The sequence below is a fragment of the Bilophila sp. 4_1_30 genome (assembly GCF_000224655.1).
GTDB lineage: Bacteria > Desulfobacterota > Desulfovibrionia > Desulfovibrionales > Desulfovibrionaceae > Bilophila > Bilophila wadsworthia.
In genome coordinates, this window is the sequence record NZ_JH114231.1 from 697,543 (window position 1) to 716,898 (window position 19,356).

The window sequence follows — 19,356 nt, forward strand, 5'->3', positions numbered from 1 at the left end:
CAGCGGAGTATTAGATCATTTATTTCCGAGAAGCAAGGCTTTTTTCAACAAGGCTTATGCCAGACAGACAGGCCATACGCGCATCCCTGAAAACGTCCACGGTACCCATAAAAAAGTCCTCCCGATCGACCGATCGGGAGGACGAAAAACAGATATGCGAAAAACCTATTCGTACATGGGCAGATAGTGCAGCACAAAAAGGATATGGCATACGGCGGTGATGCAGCCGTATACAAGTAGGACATAAATGGTCAAAGAGCCGCCCGGGGCGCTATAGGCCGCCGCCGGGAACTTCTTGCGGCTGGCCCGCAGCATGAGGGCCGGGACGATGACCGACCAGATGGTTGCGGCGAGGCCCGCCCATCCGATGGCGGCGAGGAAGCCGTCCGGCTTGATGAGCCCGCCGAGCAGAGGCGGCAGGAAGGTCACGAGGGTCGTTTTGGCCCTGCCCATGACGGAGTCATCGAACTTGCACAGGTCGGCCATGTAGTCGAAAAGCCCGAGCCCCGCGCCAAGGAACGAGGTCGCCACCGCGAAGAAGGAAAACGCCTCCAACATACGGAGGATGAAGCTGCTGTCGATACCGGAACCGGCTGCACGGATGAGGTCCCCGACATTGCCGCCCGCAGCGATGACGGCCTTGAACTGCTCGCGTGAGATGATCCCGTCGGCGGCCACAATCCACGCCACATAACAGACAAAGGCAATCAGCGTACCATAGCGCAGGCACTTGTTGATGTCGGCCGGCCTTTTGCCGAAATACTTGACCAGACTGGGCACGGAGGCGTGGAAACAGAACGAGGTGAGGTAGGTGGAAAGCGCACACCAAATGAAAATGACCGCCCCGCCGCCGGAGCCGTTTTCCCCCAGATCAAGCAGTACGGGCAAACGGATCTGCGACAGCATACCGGTCATGGACAGGATGAAGGTCAATACCATGCCGCCCATCAGGACAACCGAAAGCCGGTCCACGAACCGGGTACTCCACCAGACACAGGCCATAAGGATCAGCGAGAAAAACAGGCTTGAGCTCATCATCCCGGGATCGCTGCCCGTCACTGCCATAATGGTCTGCTGCACGGTGGACCCGCCGCCGCTGACATAGGCATACACCAGAATATACAGGACGAAGGCCACGGCAAGCCCGTTGATCGTGCTCCAGACTGGACCGAGCGTATCCTGAACGAGCGTGTGGAAGCTGCTGCCCGGCTCGTAATGCAGATTCACTTCCAGAATCGCCTGGCTCGCACGCAGCATCAACATCCACGTAAGGACCATCAGCAACAGGGACCAGTAAATCCACATGCCCGCCGAAATCATCGGCAGCGCCAGCATCCCGGCGCCGATAGCCGTCCCGGCGATGATCATCGTGCCGCCCAAAACATTGCCTTGAGAACCCATGCCTTCTCCCGTTTGTTCCTGCATCACGGCAGGTTTTGGGGTGAAATTTCTCCGGCGGTATCGGATCTCCATACCGCACGGACTGCTTTCCCCTGTGGGGCATCCCGGTTACAAAAACGATAGAGGGGAGCGAGTATCCTCTAAAACAGGCGATAGGTCCATATACGCAGCAGGCCCGCCGTCCGCCAAAGCTGGCGGGGATCTTCCAACCATGCGCCGCCACAACACTTGCCGCGCCAAAAAACATTCAACCCACCGTAGGGTATCGCCAACCCTCGCCAAAGGCACAGAAAAAAGGGCCCGCCGCCCCCATCCGGCATCCCCACGTATGCCTCGCTCCATACGTACGAAAGAATCAGGTTGGGTGCCGCCTTGGGCGTGTAGGATTTACTGGTTTTCCCTACGCGAAAGCATCTTCACCCATCGTATGCAGCCAATGGAGTGCGGCGCGGTTTGCCTTACACCAAAGGGCCTTCCCCTTCTCCTCCGAACCGTGCTTCGGCTCCGGGCCATTCCCGGATTCACGGGGAAAAGGGGCGCATTCCCCAGGCACCACCCCCCTCCAGAAGGAGAACGGAAGCGATAAGAAGGGGCTACAGAACCTCCCGGAACAGCTTGAAGACAACATCTTTTCTCGCTATGTAAAAGGGATACAAACGAAAGCGAGCATATTTCCGAACCATCGGACGCCCACAGCGCGAACGGTGAAGACAAGGCAGCGTGCGTTATGACCTTTTCCTTACACAAACTGGTTGGACTGCCTGCCATCGCGGCGGCCGCCTTTTTTATGCAGGCACTGGACGCCACCATTCTTAACACGGCACTCCCCGCCGTGGCGCGCAGCCTCAACCGTTCCCCGCTGGCCATGCAGCTCGCCGTGGTGGGCTATACCCTCACCGTCGCCATGCTCATCCCCGTGAGCGGCTGGCTGGCCGACCGGTTCGGGACACGGCGCGTCTTCATCTCCGCCGTAAGCTTCTTTATTCTGGGTTCCCTGCTCTGCGCCCTGTCCACCTCGCTTCCCATGCTCGTCGCCTCGCGGGTGTTGCAAGGTATCGGGGGAGCCATGATGATGCCTGTGGCACGCCTTTCCGTACTGCGGGCCTACCCGCGCACCGAGCTGGTCGCCGTACTCAACTTCATCAGCATTCCCGGCCTCGTCGGCCCCGTGGTGGGCCCTCTGCTCGGCGGCTGGCTGGTGACGTATGCCACATGGCACTGGATCTTCCTGATCAACATCCCCATCGGGCTCATCGGCATCCTCTACGCCTACCACATCATGCCGGATTTCACGGCTCCGCGCCGCCCCTTCGACTGGATGGGCTTTTTCCTGTTCGGCCTGAGCCTCGTTTCCTTTTCCAGCGGCCTTGAAGTCTTCGGCGACAGGGTCGGCCCCGATTTTCTCCCCCCCGTACTGCTCATCAGCGGCATAGCCCTGCTCGGACTGTACATCCGCCATGCCCGGCGGCATCCCTCCCCGCTTATCAGGCTGTCGGTTTTCCGCACGCGCACCTTCTCCGTGGGCATCGGCGGGAATATCCTGTCCCGCCTCGGTACGGGCTGTGTACCGTTCCTCATGCCGCTCATGCTCCAGGTCGGGCTCGGGTACCCCGCTCTGGTGGCCGGGGCCATGATGGCTCCCACGGCCATAGGCTCCATCACCGCCAAAACTTTCGCCATGAAGATCCTCAACCGGTTCGGCTACCGGGTGACCCTCACGGGCGTCACCGTCTGCATCGGCCTCATGATTGCCCAGTTCGCCCTCCAGACGCCCACCCTGCCCCTGTGGATGCTCATTCTCCCCCTGTTCATGCTCGGCATGGCCATGTCCACCCAATTCACGGCCATGAACAGCATCACCCTCGGAGACCTTTCCACCGAAGACGCCAGCACCGGAAACGGCTTGCTCTCCGTAACCCAGCAGCTTTCCATCAGCTTCGGCGTGGCGAGCAGCACCGTGGTGCTTCGGTTCTACAACTCGTTCGCCTCGGGGACGCTGCTCGATCATTTCCACTATACGTTCATCACCATCGGCGGGATCACCATGATGGCCGCCTTCGTTTTCATGCTCCTCCGCAAGGACGACGGCGACAGCCTGCTTCCCGGACGCAAGAAGCCCATCTTCGAGACGACAAGCAGTCCCACCCCGCGCAACCCCTAACCATCCAACGTTGAACGGAAAGCCGCCGGGGCAAGACGCGAACCGTACTGGCGGATCAGCCCGTATCTCGCGGTATGCAGAGGCGACGCGTTTGCCGGGGTCCGGAGCCGAACCCCGCTTATATCATCGGCCGCAAAAAAAGGCGCCCCCGTCCGTTCACGGAGAGCGCCTTCAGCAGGGAGTGGGAGGCAATGGTTACAGTGTGTCGGCGTACAGCTCGATGGTGTGCCTGACCCGTGCGCGGTCGCCGTTCCGTGCCAGCATGTCGGACAGTTGCATCATGCACGCCGGGCACCCCGTGGCGACGACGTCGGCCCCTGTGGCAACGATGCTGTCACGCTTCTTCTGGCCGATCTGCTGCGAAATGTCGTAGTGGGTCAGCGTGAAGCTGCCGCCGCAACCGCAGCAGCGATCAGGCTCCACCATCTCCACCAGTTCGCAGTTCTTGTTCATGTTGATAAGCTCACGCGGCTGCTTGCTGACGCCGAGGGATTTCTTCAGGTGGCAGGATTCGTGGTACGTCACCTTCAGGCCACCCTTGGCGGGCCCTTCGGGGTGCACGCCCAACACGTCCACGAGGAACGCGTTGATGTCTATGGCCTTGGCGCCAAACTTCTTGGCGGTTTCCTGCACCGAAGCGGGCAAATTCCGCGACATCTCGGGCCAGTATTCCTTGATGGTCATCGTGCAGGACGAGCACGGCGTCACAATGTAGTCGAAGTGGGTCCGCGAAAGGATGCCGAGGTTATGCTCGATCATCTTTTCAACGCCCTCGCGGTCGCCGGACACCAGCGCGGGGATGCCGCAGCAGGCAAAGTTGTCGGACAGGAACACCCCGACACCGTGGTGCTCAAAAACCTTGAGGCAGGCTTCCGACACGCCGGTATAAATCTTGTCGCCCATACAGCCTGGGAAGAACGCGACGCGCAGGCCGCTCTTTCCGGCGGGCCTGTCCACCTTCCCAACCTTGGAACGCAGAGGCTTGTCCGACAGCAGCGGCATGTGCCGATCCCCGAACAGGCTCTTGAGCAGCGGCGCGCAGGCGGTTTTCTGGGGATTTTGCTCATCTTTCAAGAGCAGTTTCTGGAACGGCGAACCGGCGCGCAGGAGCGTATCCACCACGCGCGGGTTGGGAAGAAGTTTTCTGAAAATGGCCTTCTTGACCGGGGACAATCCCAGATAGGCCGTGACGATGGCCCGCGCTTCCATAAAGATTTCCAGGGTCGGCACGCCGGAAGGACAGCTGAACTGGCACCCGCCGCACAGCAGGCAGCGGGACAGTTTTTCGTTCACCGCTTCCGGGTCCTGAATGATGAGATGCGCCAGATTCTCGACCAGCGCGATTTTGCCGCGGGTCACGTCCCCTTCCTTCCCGGTGGTGTCGAAAACCGGGCAGAAGGCCTGACAGAAACCGCATTTCATACAGGAAGCCAGTTTGTCGTCCAGAACCATCAACGACTTGGCAAGACTTGAAATCTCATCCATGAATCAGTCCCTTTCCCGGACGCCCGCCGGGGTGGTCGCCCGCTTCCTTCAAGGCGCGGGCGGTTCTGTGCCGGATTCGGAAAGTTGACCGGAGAGGAAACGGCAAGGCCCCCTGTCATTGGCCACGGAGCAGCGAAAGCGCCGTTTGGCCACCTCCTTCATGCCGCCTCCCCTGCCGTTCAAATCCTTTGAGGGACGGGACGGGAGAAGCCCGCTTTCCAACGCCCTCCTCCCGTTCCCTTCCTACAGCTAGTCCCCGAATCCCACGATCTTGCTCGGGTTGAACAACCCCTTCGGGTCAAACGCCTTGCGCAGGCGCCGCGAGAACATGATCGTCCCGTGGGAGGTTTCCTGCTCCAGCCATTTGATTTTGGCGGTGCCGATGCCGTGCTCGCCGGACAGCGTGCCGCCAAGCTCCAACGCGGCGTTGAAGAGGTCGTCCACAGCCCGTTCCACGCGCGCGAACTCTTCCTTGTCGCGGCGGTCGCAGAGGATGGACGGATGCAGATTGCCGTCACCGGCATGGCCGAAGGTGGCGATGGTGACGTTGTGGCGGGCGGCGATCTCGTCGAGGGCCTTGATCATGGCCGGGATCTTGGAGCGCGGCACCGTGGCGTCTTCCAGCATCAGCGTGGGACGGCAGCGGGCCAGCGCGGGAATGGCCACGCGGCGGGCTTCCCAAATCCGGCTCTTTTCCACGGCATCGCGGGCGACCACGATTTCCGTGGCGCTGTTGTCGCGCAGCACCTTTTCCACGATCACGGCTTCGTCCTCGACCTGCGCGGGGTGGCCGTCCACCTCGATGAGCAGCATGGCCCCGGCATCACGGGGGAGGCCGATTTTCACGTAGTCTTCAATGTAGTTGATCGAGGCATGGTCAAGAAATTCCAGCGTACAGGGCACCACATGGGCCGCGATGATCCCGGCGACGGCCTGTGACGCGCCGTCCATATCCTTGAACAGGGCCATCATGGCCTTGGAAGCCTTCGGCGGCGGAATGAGCTTGAGCGTAACCTTGCTCGTGACCGCGAGGGTGCCTTCGGAACCCACCAGCAGCGGCGCAATGTTGTAGCCCGTGGCGCATTTCACGGTGCGGGAGCCCGTCTTCACCAGATCACCGGTGTTGGCGAAGACTTCCATGCCCATGACGTAATCTTTGGTCGTGCCGTACTTGAGGCCGCGCAGACCACCGGAGCTTTCCGCCACGTTGCCGCCGATGGTGGACACGGACATGGAGCCGGGATCCGGAGGATAGAACAAGCCCTTGGCGGCCACGGCGGCGGCGAATTTCGCCGTGATCACGCCGGGCTGCACGGTGGCGTACAGATCCTCCGTGTTGATTTCAAGGATCTTGTTCAATCCCGTCGTCAGGATGACGATGGTGTCGGAACAGTCCGGGATGGTGCCGCCGGTAAGGTTCGTGCCAGAACCGCGAACGGTCATGGGGATGCCTTCCTCGTAGCAGCGTTTCACCACCTGCCCGAGCTGTTCCACCTCGGTGGGGCGCACCACGAGGCTGGGGATCATGGGCTTCAACACCGCCGCGTCATACGCGTAACTCTGGCGATCCGCCTCGCTGCTGAAGACGTTTTCCTTGCCGACAAGCTGTTCAAATTCCTTTATGAGAGAAGCGCTAGGCATTGATGGACTCCAAAGGTTGAACGTAAAGGAAAGGGTTCAGGCCGGTTACGACAGGCGCTTGCGGAGGTTTTCCGCCACGGACTGCGGGTCTACGGGATTACGGGCGATGCCGCTTTCGATGGCGGCCCGCGCCGTGGCAGCGGCAACGGCGGGCGCGACGTCGGGATCCGTCGCGGACGGGATGATGTAGTCGGGGCTGAGCTTTTCGGGCGTGACCAGATCCGCGATGGCGTGGGCGGCGGCGATCTTCATGGCGTCGTTGATGTCGGTGGCGCGCACGTCAATGGCGCCGCGGAAGATGCCGGGGAAGGCCAGCACGTTGTTGATCTGATTCTTGATGTCGGAACGGCCCGTGGCCACAACCTTCGCTCCGGCCTGCGTCGCGCGCTCAATGGGCCAGATTTCCGGAATGGGGTTGGCCTGCGCGAAGATGATGGGGTCTTTCGCCATACTGCGGATCATGTCCTCATTCAGGGAATCCGGCACGGAAACGCCGATGAACACGTCCGCGCCCTTGATGGCGTCGGCAAGCGTGCCCTTCACCTTGTCGGGATTGGTCGCCTTGGCGATGGCTTCCTTGTACTTGTTCATGCCCTCGGGGCGGCCTTCCCAGATGGGCCCCCTGGAGTCGCACATGATGACGTTCTTGAGGCCGACGGCCATGAGCAGCTTGATGATCGCCGTTCCGGCAGCGCCCGCGCCGCTGGTCACGACTTTGATGTCCTCAATGTTCTTGCCCACAATCTTGAGGGCGTTGAGGAGGCCCGCAAGCGTCACCACGGCGGTCCCGTGCTGGTCGTCATGAAAGATAGGGCCTTTGAAGACGCCGCGCGCCTTCAGGCTGTCCTCAATCTCAAAGCATTCTGGGGCCTTGATGTCCTCAAGGTTCACGCCGCCGAACGTGGGGGCCACAAGCTCCACCAGTTCGACAATCTTGGCGGTATCCTTGGTGTTCACGCACAGCGGGAAGGCGTCCACGTCGCCAAACCGTTTGAACAGCAAAGATTTGCCTTCCATGACCGGCATGGCGGCACCCGCACCGATGTCGCCGAGCCCGAGCACCGCGGTCCCGTTGGACACCACGCACACGAAATTCGAATGGTTGGTGTAGACGTCGAGCATGGCGGGATCTTTGTTGATTTCCTTGCACGGCTCGGCCACGCCCGGCGAATAGGCGAGCGTCAGGTCATCGTTGTCGCGCGCGGGAACCTTGATCCGGATGTCGATCTTGCCGACGTTGTCCTTATGCAGGGCCAGAGCTTCTTCACGGAGATTTTTGATACGTGACATGGGAGCCTCTTCATTAGGGTAACGGCGGAGCGCCGAAAAAAGGGTACGACAACAGAGCACCGTCCCCCACGGCGTTACACCTTTGTGTTCGGAGAGCGGATCTCCCGTACAGGGCATGATCCGAGATCTTGAAAAATAAGGGAGCAATTCCGCCGCCCTTTCCGATCCTGCCGGAAAGCGCGAACGCATCAGGGAGTCATGAACAGAGGAAACGGACTGTCGCTGTGAACCGGCCTTGACGGTATGAAGAGACGTTCCGGGAATCCGGCGCAGTCCCGAAGGAGGCCCCCACCTCCCCGGAAAAACACCTGCTTCCGGAGGCGGCCCATCCCTGCACGCGAAGGTGCCGGAACGGGCAAACCCGCTTGTCGCGCCGCAACGCCCAAAACGTCCTTTCAAACCGTCAAGGGGCGGGGCATGTCCGACGGACATGCCCCGCGTAACAACCTATTTCTTTACCTTGGCGTCGATTTCGGCCTGAGCGGCCAAAATGTCCTTCGCGTTGAGATACACCGGGGTATCGACCATCTTGCCGAGGTAGGAAACGGCGGCCTTGCCCTTGGCGAGCCCCTCTTCCTCAAACACCTTCACAACGCCGTTGGCCCATTCCACGTCGGCGGGATCGGGAGCGTAGAGGCGGTTGGAGGGTTCCACCTGGCTGGGATGGATGATCATGCGGCCTTCGTAGCCCATCTGCTTGCCTTCCATCACGTTGCGTTCGAAAGCCGGGATGTCCTGATAGGCCACGAACGGGGCGTCGATGGCGACGATGCCGGCGGCGCGGGCGGCGATGGCCATCTTGGCGCGGCCCCACATCTGTTCGACGGCTTCGGAGGTCAGCTTCACGCGCATGTCGCGGCAGTAATCCACGGCGCCGAAGATGGCGTTCACGTTGCGGGAGCTGGCCATGCAGCATTCATAGGCGTTCATGATGCCCTTGGCGGTTTCGAGCAGCATGGAGATCTTCACGGTCCCGACCGGGATACCGCGGCGGCGTTCCAGTTCTTCGAGCTTCCAGTCAAGACGCTTGACGTCATCCGGATGACCGGTCTTGGCGAGGGTCACGCCATCAAGGCCTTCCCATACGACGGCTTCGAGGTCGTCGTTGGTCATTTCGGTTTCCCAGTTGTTGATGCGGACGTACACCTGAGCGCCGCCGGAACCGGCGTATTTAAGCTTTTCGGCAACGAGCTTGCGGGCCGCTTCCTTTTCGGACGGGGGCACGGAGTCTTCGAGGTCGAGGGTAATGATGTCGGCGGGGATGCTGGGAGCTTTTTCAACCATCTTGGGGTTATTGCCGGGAACATACATGATAGAACGCATAACGGCCATGGGAATTCTCCTTTGAGGAAAAAAGTTGGTTGAAAAGATACCAATCGGACCGAAGCTATTTCTTCAATTTCTCGTGCAGGATGACCGGGATGTCGGTAGGCGTCATGGCGACGTCCCCCCCGGCTTTCGTGATCGCGTCCATTTTGCTCTTGGCCGAACCGCGACCGCGCTCCACGATATTGGATGCATGGGAGAAGCGCTGGCCTTCGGGGGCCCATGCGCCGGAAACGTACACCACAAAAGGCTTGGTGAACTTTCCGGAGGCGATGACCTCGGCGCACTCCTCTTCCTGCGAACCACCTATTTCGGCATAAACCGCCACGCCTTCGGTTTCGGGATCTTCCTCGAACAGCGGAAGCAGATCCGCCATCGAGGTGCCGAGAACCGGTTCCGTGCCGGTATGGATGACCGTGCTCACGCCGAAGCCGCCTTCACGGAGTACCCACGGGATGGTTCCCGACTGGCCGCCGCTGCGCGAGAACACGCCGATGGACCCTCTTTTGAAGAAGGTATTGGCCCATTCCACATTGCCGCCGAGCCAGCCGACCACGGCTTCTCCCGGCGTGATGATCCCGATGGAGCCGGGCCCGAGCAGGCGGGTGCCCTTGACCTTGCAGTAGGCGATCATCTCCATGATGTCGTGGATGGGGGTACCTTCCACGCAGGGGATCACGTTCTTGACGCCCGCATCCGCCGCCTCCATGACCGCGGTCTTGAGCACATGCCCGGGCACGAAGATGACGCTGAAGTCGATCTCGCCGTGTTCGCGGGCGATTTCCTTCACCGTGTTGTAGACCGGAACGCCGTGAACGTCGGAGCCCTTCTTGCCGGGGCTGGTGCCGCCGACGACATGGGTTCCGTAGCTTTTCATGTATTTCGTGCGCACGGACCCTTCACGGCCCGTGATGCCCTGAACGACCACTTTCGTATTCTTGTTGATCAGTATGCCCATACCCCAATCCTTTTGGTCAAAGATGGTTGCCCGACCCGGCGCGAGGCGTCAGGCCAATCCGCGCTTGGCCAGATATTCCGGCAGCCCGGCGACAGGGACATCGATGGTGATGGCCTTGTTGCCGTGGAAGGTACAGGCGAATTCACAGGCAAGGCATTCCGTGCCGAGACGGAGCACTTCTTCCGCCGTCAGATGCTCGACCGAGGGCACGCCGTCCTTCAATTCAAGGATGCCCCGCGCATATTTTTTACAGGCGGCGACGCACGCCTTGGTCTCGCAGGAGAGGCACTTGCTGACATCGATCGAGACAGTCGAGGATTTTTCTTTGATTTCCAAGGATCTACCCTGCCTTCTGAGACGTTTTCTCAGCGCTGTATTCCTTGCACAGAGCAAGCAGCCGTTCGCCGATGAACTTCGTGTCCGTGACGTGTTCCCGCCCGTAGATCTCGATGCGCCTGCCGATGCCGTCCGGGGTCATCATGTCGGCGAGGCCGGTACGCAGGATCTCGAGGGATTCGTCTTCACGGTTGCCGCACAGCAGCAGCACGCAGGGGAAGCCGGGCTTCTTGGGCAGCATCTCGCGCAGCACCTTGACCAGCGCGTGGGCGTGGTGCCACTGCTCCTGATTCGCCATCATGAAGCCGCCGAGCAGGTACCCTTCAATGTTGGGCTGGGAGAGGGTCGCCTTGGCGACGCGGTAAATCTTGGCAGCAACGGGGTTGCCGCTGGTGTCGGCGTAGTTGGCGGCCTTGAGGCCCACGGCGTTCAGCGCGTCGAGGCCCATCATGGCGGAGCCGCCGCCGATGGGATGGTAGCCCACGTAGCCGGGGCTCACTTCATCGTAGCCCATGTTCATGAGGAAGCCTGTGCCGCGGGCGTCGGTTTCTTCGATGCCCCAGCCGATGACATCCAGATCCGTGGGCTGGCCGGGCAGGTCGCGGGCGATCTTGATCCCGAAATCGGGGTGACGGAACACGGCGCTGTTGTCGATCTCCATCTTGCAGTCGGCACAATAGAGGCTGCCGTCCCCGGTCATCACGAAGGGATTGATTTCAAGCGTCTGGCAGTCGTACTTCTTGTAGAGCTTGGACAGTTTGGTGAGGAAAGAGGCGAATTTGGAGAGGTCTGCCGGAGCAATCCCGGCCTGGGTGCAGACATCGATGGCGTCGTAGGACTGGAGGCCATACTGCGGATCGATGTTCAGCCTGAACAGCAAGCTTTCGTCAACGCTTTCAATGTCCATGCCGCCTTCCGTGCTGAACATCAGCATGGGGCAGCGGGCTTCGCGGGCGTTGTTGATGACGAATGAACAGTAATACTCTTTCTTGATGTCCAGTTTTTCTTCGATGAGGACTTTCTCGACCGGAAGCCCCTTTACGGTCTTGGCGAGGATTTCTTCAGCGAGGGCACGCGCTTCCTCGGGCGTATCGGCCAGCTTGACGATCCCGGCCTTGCCGCGTCCGCCAGCCTGTACCTGCCCCTTGACGGCTACGGGGCCGCCGATCCAGCGGGCGGCTTCCTCCGCTTCTTCAGGAGAAGATGCCACCCGCCCTTTGGGGACGGGCATCCCGCCTTTCGCGAGCCATTCCTTGCCCTGATATTCCAGAAATTTGGCCATGTGATGCCCCTTCTTCAGGAATTCATGTTCTCAATGCCACCATCAACTCAACATTCCTTTGTTCTTCAAACCAGAAAACCAATTCATAAAGCCAGCCCAACGTGACGCGATAAAGGAAACATCGGCTTTTTCCGCCTTGCGTTTTCCTCGTAAGGCTATTTTTAGTTTTATCTAAAAAGAAAGTCAAACAGATCTTTTTTATTTTTTTCATAAATAAAAATTGATTTTCCTTTCGAAAACGTAAATTGATTAATGAAACAGTCGATTGATGAATTGTATTTTTTCGCCTTGTGACATTTCGTACATTAACAATAACTGTCTTTCTTTAAAAGAGATATGGATAAAAAGCATTTTTGCACAAATAACTATAAGTGTTCGAAGCATTTTCATGCATTATTCAGGATTATACCAAGTACATTTTCAATAGAAAAATATAAAAAAGATGGATTTTTTTATAATACTATAAACTATTTCCTTTTTTCATAATCAATATTCCGTTTTGGAATAAGAAAAGTTTATTCAAACATGCATTCACCATTAAGAAAGAATCCGTCTTCCCTATATCGGCATAAGCGAGGCGGAATGCGGGTTCCGGGGCGGCGAGGCTCGCTGGCGCAACGCAAAAAAGGTGCGAGGAGGCTGCCACAAGGTTTCCGCCCCCTCCATCCGAGGGTAACACCGGGCGTTTGAACTTCATCGCCCTATCATGTATGAACAGAAACCGTTACGGAGCGGAGCCCGGATATGGAGAGACGCGCTACGACGCCAACCGCGCACGCCTCAAGCGTCAACCGAAAAAAACGAAACAGGCGAAAGGAAAGCTGTAATGGAACAGATTATATTGACTGGAGATCGGCCCACCGGAAGATTGCATGTCGGCCACTACGTCGGTTCGCTGAAGCGCCGGGTGGAGCTCCAGAACTCCGGCAAGTACGACAAGATTTTCATCATGATCGCGGACGCGCAGGCGCTGACCGACAACGCCGAGCATCCCGAAAAGGTGCGCCAGAACATCATCGAAGTCGCCCTCGACTACCTCGCCTGCGGCCTTGATCCGGTAAAATCCACGATGTTCATCCAGTCGCAGATCCCCGAACTCTGCGAACTCTCTTTCTACTATATGAACCTTGTGACCGTGGCCCGGCTCCAGCGCAACCCCACAGTGAAATCCGAAATCCAGATGCGCAACTTTGAAGCCAGCATCCCGGTCGGTTTCTTCACCTACCCGATCAGCCAGGCGTCCGACATCACGGCCTTCAAGGCAACGGCCGTGCCCGTGGGCGAGGATCAGGCCCCGATGCTGGAGCAGACCAAGGAAATCGTCCGCAAGTTCAATGCGGTTTACGGGGACACGCTGGTCGAGCCCGAGATGCTGCTCCCGGACAACAAGGCCTGCCTGCGCCTGCCCGGCATCGACGGCAAGGCCAAGATGAGCAAGTCGCTCGGCAACTGCATCTATCTGGGCGAGGACGCGGACGAGGTCAAAAAGAAGGTCATGTCCATGTTCACCGACCCGAACCACCTCCGAGTGGAAGACCCCGGTCAGGTCGAGAATAACCCCGTATTCATCTATCTGGACGCTTTCAGCCGTCCAGAACATTTCGAGCGCCACTTCCCGGACTATCAGAACATTGAAGAAATGAAGGCCCACTATACCCGTGGCGGCCTCGGCGACATGAAGGTCAAAAAGTTCCTGAACAACGTCCTTCAGGACGAACTGGAACCCATCCGCAATCGCCGCCGGGAACTCGAAAAGGATATTCCCGCCATCTATGACATCCTCAAGGAAGGCAGTATGCGGGCCCGCGAAGCCGCCGCCCGGACGCTGGATGACGTAAGACGGGCCATGAAAATCAACTATTTTGAAGATATGGATCTGATCAACGAACAGGCGAAAAAATACGCCCGCTCATGTGAATGAGCTCTCAAGTCGTGTGAAGACATTGTGGAAGGGAAGGAAAACGTTTCTGAAGAAAAGCGAGCCCTCCCTTCCACAAAGAAGAAAGGCCCCGGCATTCCCCTACTCAGGCAAGGGAACGGGGCCTTTTCGCTCATCAATGAAGCCGTGTTACCGTCCGGCTTCCCACCAGCGGGAGAGCTCACCGTCCGAAGCGACGGGCAGAGCGACGGGCTCACCGAGCAGGGGCAGGAGAAGCCGATACGGCTTGCCTCGGCTCGCCGCCACAATCCGTTTGAACGGATCATCCCACGTATGGTAGGCAATGGCGAACTTCCCCATGTGGCCCGGGAGCAGCGCGCGGGCGCGCAAATCTTCCGCGGCCTGCGCCGTGTCTTCCGGCATCATATGGACGTACCGCCAGTTCTCGTCGTATTGCCCGCAGTCGAGCATAGCGAGATCAAACCCGCCGAAGCGTGCGCCGATTTCCGCGAAATGCTTGCCGTATCCGCTGTCTCCGCTGAAAAAAATCCTGCGCTCAGGGGTAACAAGGGCAAAGCCCGCCCAAAGGGTCTTGTTCCGGGTCAGTGAGCGGCCCGAGAAATGGCGGGCGGGCAGGATGTGGATGGCAAAGCCCTCTTCCCCTTCAAGGGCGGAATACCAGTCTCCTTCGAAAACCGTTTCCTTGCCATAGCCCCACGCTTCAAAATGGGCCCCGACGCCGAGGGGGCAGACAACCTGCCCCACCTTGGACCGAAGCGCCGTTGCCGTGGCATAATCCAGATGATCCCAATGATCGTGGGAAATGAGCAGGTAATCGATGTCCGGCATGTCCTCGGCGGTGTAGAGGTTCGTCCCCTCGAACGCCCTGTTGGCAAAAAAGACCGGCGAAGCAAAGGTGCTGAACACGGGATCTATCAAAATACGCCTGCCGCCGAGCTGCACAAAGTAGGAAGAATGGCCGAGCCAGACGACGGTATCCGTATTCCTGTCGAGCGCCCGCAGGTCGGTTTTCGCTGAAGGCATGGGACGAGCCGGCTTCTGCCCTTCCGTTGACGAAAAAACGTATTTCATCAACGCGCCCACAATGCCGCCGTTCCCCTTTATGAGCGGCAGCGGCTCCGTATTGCGAAAGGCTCCGTCTTCATAGTGAGGCGACTGCGATATAGCGTCAAGACGGGCACCTTCAGGCAACTTGCCGAATGAAGCCTGCGACATGAAAGCATACCCTCCCTCGATAAGAATGCAGAGTAAAAGGACCAGACCGAACGCCACGCGCATACCCCTTTTCATGGAATCTCCAGACTTTCTCTCTTTTCAGACGCGGACGGGATACGGCGGCGGCCCCGGCTATTCCTCGGAACCGCCCTACCGTCCCCGCCGATGCCCTTCGCGCGCATCGGCGGAGATCCCGAACACCTTATACGGTGATCAGCTCGTATTGATTGTTCCCCATGCCTTGAAGCTTCATGTACTCAAGCTGGCGCAGGCCACTGCGGGACTCAATGCGTTCCACGAGGTCGCGCCGCTGCGCTTCGGGCAACGCATAAACCATATCCACCGAAGCCTGATCGACGGCCAGAATATCCGTCGAGGCAATGATCCCTAAATCCGGCGTGGTGGGTGCCGCCGCGCCGAGCCCGGCACAGTCGCAATCCACGGACATGTTCCGGAGCACGTTGATATAGGTAATATGTTGCCCAAAATGATTGGTAATGGCTTTGCCGCCTTCTACCATCCGCTCCATGAACAGCGGGCCTCCCGGCCAGCTCCCGTCGCCCGGAAGCTGATGGATCTGCTGCTTGCCCAGCTTCCCTGAGGCGCAACCGATGGAAATGTTTTTGAGCGATCCGCCGAAACCGCCTACAGTATGGCCTTTGAAATGGGTCAGCACCAGCATGGCGTCATAATTCAGGATATGTTTGCCGACGGACACTTCCGTAAGCCATTTCCCGCCGGGAATGGGAAGACTTACGTCACCATCCTCATCCATGATGTCGACGGGGCAGAAGGTCCAGCCGTTGGTCCTCAGGGTTTCACGATGCCCTTCCGTGGTCTGCCTCGGACTGGGATACAAAACATTGCATTCCACAATGCTGCTGTTCGGAATGTTCGCCTGGAACCCCCTGACCATTTCGCGGGGTAAAATATTCGGACCATGCGGTTCGCCCGTATGCAGCTTGATGGCGATCTTGCCGCTCATGCCCTGATTGACGCGGGCATAGACCTTCATCAACCCTTCGAGGCTGATGTCCTTCGTAAAAAGACCTTGGCCTTTTCCTGCGGCGCGGCCATAGCAGTATCGACTCTGAGTAAGCCACCCAAAGCGAAAGCCCCTGCAGTGAGCGCTCCGCCTTTCAGAAAACTCCGGCGGGAAAACTGTTCAGCCATATTGTGAACTCCTTGATTGCCTCTCCGCAATGATGCTTGCAACCTTTTTATTCATTCTTCTTTCAAAGAACTCTTGACACCCTGCAGCAGGATGACGGGAAACGTATGGACGCTGTACGTTTCCAAAAACGAGATTCCAACGTGCGGCACACATAAGGCATTGCCCCACACACAACCCGGCCTTTCAATGCAACGGCCCTAGTTTCCCGTGTATTGTTCTTCCGTTACTTTTTCCAGCCACTCGACGTTGTTCCCATCCTCTTCTTCAGCCACGGAAATATGGGTCATGGCAACGCCGGGCGCGGCTCCGTGCCAGTGTTTGACATATGGAGGGAACCAGACCGTATCGCCGGGGCGGACCTCCTGAATCGGCCCACCCTGCACCTGAACCCTGCCGACCCCAGCCGTAATGATCAGAGCCTGCCCCAGAGGATGGGTATGCCACACCGTACGGGCTCCCGGCTCGAAGGTGACGTAAGCGCTTGAGGCGCGTGCCGGCGTATGGACCGGGAACAGGGGATCGATGCGGACCGTGCCGGTAAACCACGTATCTGGCCCCTTGATGGAAGGCTGCGAACCGTTGCGCAGGATGACCGGTTCGCTCACAGCGGTGGAAAGCGTATCTTTTTCCATATGACGGACTCCTTTGCCGACAATTTTCTCTGTAAGAAACATATCCGGTCCCTATGCCGAAGAACAGATACGATCCTCTTTTATTCTTGCCTTATTCTCTCAGTGGAGCTTGTCAGGGGAAAACGACGTCTGAGCCTTACGGAACCCGCCTCAGCTTCGAAACGCACCGGACTGGCGAGCCCCTCAATCGTCCCAGGCTCTTCAAAACAGGAAGTTCAACACATAGCGAAAGCACAAAGGATACCGCTGAAAAAAGGGCGAAAAAAAGCGCCGAACTTCTCTCATCAAGAATTCCGGCGCATTGAAAAAACTCGCATGTGAAAGCTGGAAACAGCCCTATCTCATTCACTCATCGCATACCTGAAAGACCTCAAATTGAGGGCCGACAATAGCGAGAACGATTCGAACGTACATAAAAAACATGACCACTCTTCTGAACGCCCGCACATCACTGACAGCAAGTTTATTGTCCGGCATCGGTTCCTCCATGAGCTTTTGCCCACGTACAGAGCCTCAAAAGACAATGACGAAAAAACAAAACGGACCGACAGATTGCTCTGCCAGCCCGTTTACTTTCTTATGGTGCCGAAGGGGAGACTCGAACTCCCATGAAGGAACCTTCACTAGACCCTGAACCTAGCGTGTCTACCAATTCCACCACTTCGGCGCGAAGAAATTTCTAGCGAAAAGCCCCTTCCTTGGCAAGCTCTTTTTTCGTTTTCGGGCAAATTTTTTTCTCCGGGCAATACGACAACGCTAACACAGCGTTATTCCGCGTTTTCATCAAAACCAGCATGGTGAACCGCTTCTGTCGTTCCGCACCTCCCCTCGCTGCGCCATTCTCCGTATCGGCTTTCCATACGGCCCGAACAGGCTTCAACGGACTTCCGCTGTTGCGGAACAGATCTGGCGGCAACCGCTTTGTAAAAATATTTTTACCGAAAAAACGGTAGGTTATTCCGTTCGAATAGGGTATGAGGCATGTTTCGTGCCGCGCCGGGGAATGTCCCCTCCGCCGCTTCCGTCATTCGGGAACGGCTCCGCGCGGCGACCGGCGAACCTCAACTCGTTTGCAATGATTCAGGTGTCTGCCCATGCGACGGATTTTATGGTGCATCATCTCCCTGTGCCTTATCCTTCTCAGCCTCGCGCTGCTTCTCCGGTTCCGTGATGATGCCGAACCCCTTCCCGCTCCGCTCGAAAACGTGGTTTCCCACGTGGAAGAGCTGTTGTCCTTGTCTCCCGAACATGCCGTGGGCGGATTCAAACAGGATGAAGAGGAAGAGGTGCAAAAAGAGGAGGGCGAAGAGGAAGACGCCAAGGAAGCCGACGTCTATGAGGCCAATCCGCGCTATACCATCGAACAGGACCCTGAACAGGGAGAAGTCCTCCGCAGCGAGATCCAGAAAGGCGACACGGCGGGCAAAATCCTTGGGGACTGGATGGACGCAAACGAGCTTGCCGAGCTGCTCGCGGCGGCCAAGCCGGTATATGCCCTGACCAAGGTCCGTTTCGGCCAGCCCTTCGCCGTTGTCCGAGATCCGCAGACCAAGGCGTTCCGGTGTTTCAAGTACGAAATCAATCAGGAAAAATACCTCATCGTCGAGAAGAAGGACGACCGTTTCGTCGCCCGGCTTGAAGAGATCGACTACCAGACCTCGCTGGCGGTCATCAAAGGCGAGATCAAGAGCACGCTTTCCGGAGCCGTAACCGAACAAGGCGAAAATGTGGCGCTGGCCATTGCCCTTGCGAACGTCTTCGCTTCCGAAATCAATTTTATCAGCGACCTACGGGAAGGCGACGCCTTCGAGGTGCTGGTGGAAAAGCGTTTCCGCCATGATGCGTTTGAGGGGTATGGACGCGTGCTCGGTGCGAAGTTCACCAATCAAAGCAAGCAACATACGGCCTATCTGTTCCACAACGAACGCGGCCGGGAAACATACTACAATGCGGAAGGCGACAACCTCCACCGGGAACTGCTCAAGGCTCCGCTCTCGTTCCTGCGCGTGACCTCGCGCTACAGCATGGCGCGCCGGCATCCGGTCTTTGGCAACACCCGGCCCCATCAGGGCATCGATTACGGCGCCCCCACCGGAACCCCCATTATGGCCGTGGGCGACGGGATCATTACCAATATCGGGCGGGCCGGAGGCTACGGCAAACAAGTCATTATCCGCCACGACAACGGGCTGGAGTCGCTCTACGGGCATATGTCCCGTTTTGCCAAAAGCATGAAGAACGGCAAACGCGTCCGGCAGGGGCAAACCATCGGCTACGTGGGTGCGACCGGCACGGCGACCGGCCCCCATCTCGATTTCCGTATCCGGAGGCAAGGGCAGTTCGTCAATCCGGACAAGCTGATCATCCCCCGCGATCAGGCGCTGGAAAAACAACGCATGGCGGACTACAAACTGGTCGTCCATGCCGTGGACGCCTATCTGACGGGCAAGGATACGGCCAACTACGATCCCGATACATGGTTCAAGGATGAAGACTAACCGGCCTCTCGCATGGCGGTACCGTCTGACAGCGAAGAGGCCTCCCCCGTGCTGGCT

The 19,356-nt window shown here is 58.4% G+C and carries 15 protein-coding genes and 1 tRNA gene; 3 read left to right on the plus strand and 13 right to left on the minus strand.

Going from position 1 to position 19,356, the window contains the following annotated elements:
• Positions 1-165 precede the first annotated feature (165 nt).
• Positions 166-1,401 carry an aromatic amino acid transporter gene (locus HMPREF0178_RS03240; protein WP_085962701.1) on the minus strand — a complete coding sequence of 412 codons (1,236 nt, stop codon included), beginning with the start codon at positions 1,399-1,401 and terminating at the stop codon, positions 166-168.
• A 727-nt stretch (positions 1,402-2,128) separates the two neighbouring features.
• Here HMPREF0178_RS03240 and HMPREF0178_RS03245 point away from each other — a divergent pair.
• On the plus strand, positions 2,129-3,562 hold the full coding sequence (locus tag HMPREF0178_RS03245) for a DHA2 family efflux MFS transporter permease subunit (RefSeq protein WP_009379001.1): 1,434 nt from the start codon (positions 2,129-2,131) through the stop codon (positions 3,560-3,562).
• Positions 3,563-3,757: 195 nt separating this feature from the next.
• On the opposite strand, the gene HMPREF0178_RS03250 is transcribed toward HMPREF0178_RS03245, so the two are convergent.
• The 7 genes from HMPREF0178_RS03250 to HMPREF0178_RS03280 form a co-directional block, all read right to left on the minus strand.
• Positions 3,758-5,047 (minus strand): (Fe-S)-binding protein, encoded by a 1,290-nt coding sequence (locus tag HMPREF0178_RS03250; RefSeq protein ID WP_009379002.1) that lies wholly within the window; start codon positions 5,045-5,047, stop codon positions 3,758-3,760.
• Positions 5,048-5,296: 249 nt separating this feature from the next.
• Positions 5,297-6,688, minus strand: a complete 1,392-nt coding sequence (locus tag HMPREF0178_RS03255; RefSeq protein ID WP_009379004.1) for an FAD-linked oxidase C-terminal domain-containing protein — start codon at positions 6,686-6,688, stop codon at positions 5,297-5,299.
• Between the two features lie 45 nt (positions 6,689-6,733).
• Positions 6,734-7,969 (minus strand): malic enzyme-like NAD(P)-binding protein, encoded by a 1,236-nt coding sequence (locus tag HMPREF0178_RS03260; protein WP_353843761.1) that lies wholly within the window; start codon positions 7,967-7,969, stop codon positions 6,734-6,736.
• 456 nt (positions 7,970-8,425) lie between these two features.
• Complete coding sequence (locus HMPREF0178_RS03265) at positions 8,426-9,310, minus strand: CoA ester lyase (protein WP_005026329.1); 885 nt, start codon at positions 9,308-9,310, stop codon at positions 8,426-8,428.
• A 55-nt stretch (positions 9,311-9,365) separates the two neighbouring features.
• Positions 9,366-10,262 carry a CoA-binding protein gene (locus HMPREF0178_RS03270; RefSeq protein ID WP_009379006.1) on the minus strand — a complete coding sequence of 299 codons (897 nt, stop codon included), beginning with the start codon at positions 10,260-10,262 and terminating at the stop codon, positions 9,366-9,368.
• Between the two features lie 48 nt (positions 10,263-10,310).
• Positions 10,311-10,598: a hypothetical protein gene (locus HMPREF0178_RS03275; protein ID WP_005026326.1), complete on the minus strand. Its 288-nt coding sequence runs from the start codon at positions 10,596-10,598 to the stop codon at positions 10,311-10,313.
• A 4-nt stretch (positions 10,599-10,602) separates the two neighbouring features.
• The gene (locus HMPREF0178_RS03280; protein ID WP_005026324.1) at positions 10,603-11,880 is read right to left on the minus strand and encodes an ATP-grasp domain-containing protein; all 1,278 of its coding nucleotides are present in this window, start codon (positions 11,878-11,880) and stop codon (positions 10,603-10,605) included.
• An 826-nt stretch (positions 11,881-12,706) separates the two neighbouring features.
• On the opposite strand from HMPREF0178_RS03280, the gene trpS reads away from it, so the two are divergent.
• Positions 12,707-13,801 carry a tryptophan--tRNA ligase gene (gene trpS / locus HMPREF0178_RS03290; protein ID WP_009379007.1) on the plus strand — a complete coding sequence of 365 codons (1,095 nt, stop codon included), beginning with the start codon at positions 12,707-12,709 and terminating at the stop codon, positions 13,799-13,801.
• Positions 13,802-13,948: 147 nt separating this feature from the next.
• Here the strand turns inward: trpS and HMPREF0178_RS03295 are convergent, their stop codons facing one another.
• The 5 genes from HMPREF0178_RS03295 to HMPREF0178_RS03310 form a co-directional block, all read right to left on the minus strand.
• Positions 13,949-14,803 (minus strand): MBL fold metallo-hydrolase, encoded by an 855-nt coding sequence (locus tag HMPREF0178_RS03295; RefSeq protein WP_232281177.1) that lies wholly within the window; start codon positions 14,801-14,803, stop codon positions 13,949-13,951.
• A 394-nt stretch (positions 14,804-15,197) separates the two neighbouring features.
• Complete coding sequence (locus HMPREF0178_RS03300; protein ID WP_009379009.1) at positions 15,198-16,010, minus strand: DUF362 domain-containing protein; 813 nt, start codon at positions 16,008-16,010, stop codon at positions 15,198-15,200.
• Positions 16,010-16,168: a twin-arginine translocation signal domain-containing protein gene (locus tag HMPREF0178_RS22345; RefSeq protein ID WP_232281178.1), complete on the minus strand. Its 159-nt coding sequence runs from the start codon at positions 16,166-16,168 to the stop codon at positions 16,010-16,012. Before HMPREF0178_RS22345 ends, HMPREF0178_RS03300 begins: the two co-directional genes overlap by 1 nt.
• A 198-nt stretch (positions 16,169-16,366) precedes the next feature.
• Positions 16,367-16,801 (minus strand): cupin domain-containing protein, encoded by a 435-nt coding sequence (locus HMPREF0178_RS03305; protein WP_009379010.1) that lies wholly within the window; start codon positions 16,799-16,801, stop codon positions 16,367-16,369.
• A gap of 580 nt (positions 16,802-17,381) precedes the next feature.
• Positions 17,382-17,468, minus strand: a tRNA-Leu gene (locus tag HMPREF0178_RS03310).
• Positions 17,469-17,895: 427 nt separating this feature from the next.
• On the opposite strand from HMPREF0178_RS03310, the gene HMPREF0178_RS03315 reads away from it, so the two are divergent.
• Positions 17,896-19,299 (plus strand): M23 family metallopeptidase, encoded by a 1,404-nt coding sequence (locus tag HMPREF0178_RS03315; protein WP_009379011.1) that lies wholly within the window; start codon positions 17,896-17,898, stop codon positions 19,297-19,299.
• Positions 19,300-19,356: the final 57 nt, after the last annotated feature.

Excerpts from the sequence above, each read along its gene's own strand:
- HMPREF0178_RS03315 (WP_009379011.1), top strand. The coding sequence starts at position 17,896 with ATGCGACGGATTTTATGGTGCATCATCTCCCTGTGCCTTATCCTTCTC.
- HMPREF0178_RS03270 (WP_009379006.1), bottom strand. The coding sequence starts at position 10,262 with ATGGGCATACTGATCAACAAGAATACGAAAGTGGTCGTTCAGGGCATC.
- HMPREF0178_RS03305 (WP_009379010.1), bottom strand. The coding sequence starts at position 16,801 with ATGGAAAAAGATACGCTTTCCACCGCTGTGAGCGAACCGGTCATCCTG.
- HMPREF0178_RS03250 (WP_009379002.1), bottom strand. The coding sequence starts at position 5,047 with ATGGATGAGATTTCAAGTCTTGCCAAGTCGTTGATGGTTCTGGACGAC.
- HMPREF0178_RS03240 (WP_085962701.1), bottom strand. The coding sequence starts at position 1,401 with ATGGGTTCTCAAGGCAATGTTTTGGGCGGCACGATGATCATCGCCGGG.
- trpS (WP_009379007.1), top strand. The coding sequence starts at position 12,707 with ATGGAACAGATTATATTGACTGGAGATCGGCCCACCGGAAGATTGCAT.
- HMPREF0178_RS03295 (WP_232281177.1), bottom strand. The coding sequence starts at position 14,803 with ATGCCTTCAGCGAAAACCGACCTGCGGGCGCTCGACAGGAATACGGAT.
- HMPREF0178_RS03265 (WP_005026329.1), bottom strand. The coding sequence starts at position 9,310 with ATGGCCGTTATGCGTTCTATCATGTATGTTCCCGGCAATAACCCCAAG.
- HMPREF0178_RS03245 (WP_009379001.1), top strand. The coding sequence starts at position 2,129 with ATGACCTTTTCCTTACACAAACTGGTTGGACTGCCTGCCATCGCGGCG.
- HMPREF0178_RS03300 (WP_009379009.1), bottom strand. The coding sequence starts at position 16,010 with ATGAAGGTCTATGCCCGCGTCAATCAGGGCATGAGCGGCAAGATCGCC.
- HMPREF0178_RS22345 (WP_232281178.1), bottom strand. The coding sequence starts at position 16,168 with ATGGCTGAACAGTTTTCCCGCCGGAGTTTTCTGAAAGGCGGAGCGCTC.
- HMPREF0178_RS03280 (WP_005026324.1), bottom strand. The coding sequence starts at position 11,880 with ATGGCCAAATTTCTGGAATATCAGGGCAAGGAATGGCTCGCGAAAGGC.
- HMPREF0178_RS03255 (WP_009379004.1), bottom strand. The coding sequence starts at position 6,688 with ATGCCTAGCGCTTCTCTCATAAAGGAATTTGAACAGCTTGTCGGCAAG.